2 protein-coding genes are annotated in these 1,211 nt (G+C 44.0%); one reads left to right on the top strand and one right to left on the bottom strand.

The window, feature by feature from the left end:
• Positions 1 to 229: hypothetical protein (locus ACFPPD_RS23290; protein WP_378083550.1), on the top strand; the 229-nt coding region annotated here is incomplete at its 5' end.
• Between the two features lie 285 nt (positions 230 to 514).
• Here ACFPPD_RS23290 and ACFPPD_RS23285 read toward each other — a convergent pair.
• Positions 515 to 1,060: a GrpB family protein gene (locus ACFPPD_RS23285; protein WP_209752081.1), complete on the bottom strand. Its 546-nt coding sequence runs from the start codon at positions 1,058 to 1,060 to the stop codon at positions 515 to 517.
• Positions 1,061 to 1,211 lie beyond the last annotated feature (151 nt).

Here is a 1,211-nt window from a genome sequence, read left to right as displayed (position 1 = left end):
ATTACTCTTGCAGCTCAAATCCGGTCTGTTTCCGGTCTATGAGGAAACGTTCCATTGTATCTTCGAGTATGCTTTCCACAGTCAAATCCATCTGTTTCCGTTCTATGAGGAAACGTTCCATTGTATCCTCGAGTATGCTTTCCACAGTCAAATCCGTCTGTTTCCGGTCTATGAGGAAACGTTCCATATTCGGAGCCATTCCGCCCAAACCCATTCAAGAATCCGTTAAGGATTATACCGCTTCAATATTGGGCTCACCACGGCATTGTACTTGACCTTCCCCGCTAAGAATTTCATCTAACGTTCATGTGTTCACGACGTCCCACCACCTTAAGGCTCCGCCAGGAGCCGGCCGCGACGCGGTTAGGTGGTGCGGATGTGTCCGGCTGATTCCGCTTCCCTGCTGCTGAATTACTCCAGTCGAATACGCTTCCCTACTCCTGCCGGACCGAGGGCCGAATGGCCCGAAGCGTGAACATGGTGTTATAGGATGTCGGCGACTTCTTCGATTTACTTACAGATCTGGTTTACTTGGTTTCCATCCGATCTCTTGACTCCATCTATTTGCCTTTATAATAATGCTCCATATGATTTCAGATTTGCCTTCTATGTATTGTTCCCTTTGATTCCTGTATTGATTTGCTAGGTAATATTTGACCTGAGCATATTCATTTCTTTCAATTTCATGTTCTCTTAAATAATCTCTAAACAACAAATTGAATTGTTCTGACCAGCTTCCCGACTGCCTTACATGAATATGCGTTCTATTCATTCCTTGCGATTCTCTAAAATATCTTTTGGTCAGGTCATCATTATCTATCCGATGATGAAATCCCAATTTGGAAAGTCCATTTTTAATCTCTTCGATATTGTCCAAGTCTAATATGGATATTTGAATATCAATGATTGGCTTTGCAGCCAATCCGATTACGGCTGTAGACCCAATGTGATCGATTCTCTCTATTGCTGTGCCTACTTGGTTTACAATTTCATTTCGAAGTTCACTAAAATTAAAAGCCCATTCATTGTTATATGGCTCAATAAAAACTGGATCCTTCATCTGCGAGATCACCACCTCAGAAAATGTGTTTACGCTCTTCGCCGATTTCTTATAACGTTCATGTGTTCACGACGTCCAACTCCCTTAAGCCCGGAGGGCGGCCGCGATGCGGTTAGGGAGTTGGATGTGTCCGGCTGATTCCGCTTCCCTG

This window comes from Cohnella suwonensis, assembly GCF_042655365.1.
GTDB classification, from domain to species: Bacteria; Bacillota; Bacilli; order Paenibacillales; family Paenibacillaceae; genus Cohnella; species Cohnella suwonensis.
This window is presented reverse-complemented; position numbering and strand designations above follow the sequence as displayed.